Below are 1,128 nucleotides of genomic sequence, written 5' to 3' on the forward strand. Positions count from 1 at the left end.
AAATCCTCTAGCTCCATTTTTTGTGGAGACTAGATCAGTAAGTTTTTCAGTGATTACATTGGCATCTAAAAACTCAATTTGACTTAGTAAATCTTGAGTTTGTTGGATGGCATTTTCAAAAGTTATACTCATAAACATACCTAGCCTTCTGTGAAGTTTAAGAGAAAAATACTAAGCGTCTAAAGCATTTAACCAATTAGTTAAATCCTCCCCTGTCGAAAAATCCAATAAAGCTTCCCCCACTCGTTCTAGATCATCAATATTCAAGGTCATAATCCGACTCTCTATATCCACATCAATAGCTCCTAACTTACGTTTAATCAGACGAATAATTAGATTTCTTTCTCTTGCTAAACCCTGTTCTAAACCCCGTTCTAAACCCCGTTCTAAACCCTGTTCTAAACCCTGTTCTAAACCCTGTTCTAAACCCCGTTCTAAACCCTGTTCTAAACCGCGGCGCATCCAACTGGTGGTAATCTGCATAACTCCCTCCTGTTCGGGTTGAATAAATGTGCTAATCTCCTGTTGAAATTCTATCTCCTCGAACGAGTTGAGATTGAGATAGGTATCGACAAAGCCTGAAATCAATTGCATTCTAGCAGCATCTAATCTTAATGTTACCAATAATCTTAGACATTGTGCCTTAACTTTTGCTCTATCCCGAGGGGCAATTTTCATCTTGGCCATCAAAGCGGCGGCGACGGGATTAGCTTGATTGATAAAATCTCGCCAATGCAAGCGATTTAACTGGACAACTTGATAGTTAAATTCTAACACTTTTAAGTCAGGAAACTCAATTTTATATTGACGAATTGCTTCTTTTTGTGGACGATCATAGGAGAATATGACAATGGGATAAACTGGTAAGGCAAATTTTTGATGCAGACGAGCGAAATAAGTAAACATTCGCCGATTAAATTCCGGTTGAGAGCTAGACTGTGCTTCTAGATGAATTAAGAAAAATGATGATTGTCCTCGAAATTGCACTTGGGCGACTAAATCACTTTCATACTTTTCTCCTTCCGTGACATCGGTAAAGACTTCTTTGTCTAAAAATGTGATCTGATTAGGCTCTAAATAATTAATAATCTCAGAAAAAAACAACTGAATAAATTCAACAAAAAAAGT

Annotated in this window: 2 protein-coding genes; both read right to left on the reverse strand. The window is 37.1% G+C overall.

Annotated elements, in window-relative coordinates; genetic code table 11:
• Positions 1–132 (reverse strand): sll1618 family protein (locus PX636_RS22930; RefSeq protein WP_502882902.1); only part of this gene is annotated, 132 nt, incomplete at its 3' end.
• Positions 133–171: 39 nt separating this feature from the next.
• The coding region (locus PX636_RS18545; RefSeq protein WP_288118238.1) for a DUF4351 domain-containing protein at positions 172–1,128 on the reverse strand (957 nt) is incomplete at its 5' end.

It is taken from the genome of Microcystis sp. M53598_WE2, from assembly GCF_030067735.1.
Taxonomy (GTDB): domain Bacteria; phylum Cyanobacteriota; class Cyanobacteriia; order Cyanobacteriales; family Microcystaceae; genus Microcystis; species Microcystis aeruginosa.